This window comes from Mesorhizobium sp. P3_A9, from assembly GCF_056402975.1.
The window spans coordinates 1-536 of sequence record NZ_JBFUGJ010000832.1; the positions used below are offsets into that span (position 1 = coordinate 1).

Genomic DNA, 536 nt, shown 5'->3' on the forward strand with positions numbered 1-536 from the left:
GGATAGTTCGGCGCCAATGGCGGCCGCAGCCGCTGCACGCGGCCACCTTCCTGGTCGATGAACACCAGCGCATCCGGGCGCCCGATGCAGTCGCGCATCGAAGCCACCAAATCGCGGATCTGCTCGGTCTCGCCGATGTTGCGCGCAAACAGGATGAAGCCCCACGGGCATTCGTTGCGATAGAAACGGATTTCGTCGCGAGTGAGCGATTTCCCGGCACAGCCGAGGATCATGGATTTTGATTCGGTCATGGGCAGGAGTTTAGAGCTTCACGGCGCCAAAGGGAATCGTGCCGAGCCGCAAGCCTTTTAAGGCCGAACCCCATTCCACATAAAAAAACCGGCGCGGTCTGGGACCGCGCCGGTTTTGATTGGTTGAACCAGACTTTAGCGCGAGACGAAGCAGTTGCCGCCGGCTGCCTTATAGCTGGTGCACAGATTGATCGCATCGTTGCGCGACTGCGCCGGAACGCGGACGCGGTAGAAGGTGCCTTTGCCGGCGATCTCGGCCTTGACGATGTTGGCGGTGCGGCCGGC

The 536-nt window shown here is 61.2% G+C and carries 1 protein-coding gene and 1 pseudogene; both read right to left on the minus strand.

Going from position 1 to position 536, the window contains the following annotated elements; translation table 11 throughout:
* Nucleotides 1-251 (minus strand): annotated as a pseudogene (locus AC1DX0_RS36985) (beta-hexosaminidase); the annotation flags it as partial.
* Between the two features lie 135 nt (nt 252-386).
* The coding region (locus AC1DX0_RS36990) for an SPOR domain-containing protein (protein WP_477359649.1) at nt 387-536 on the minus strand (150 nt) is incomplete at its 5' end.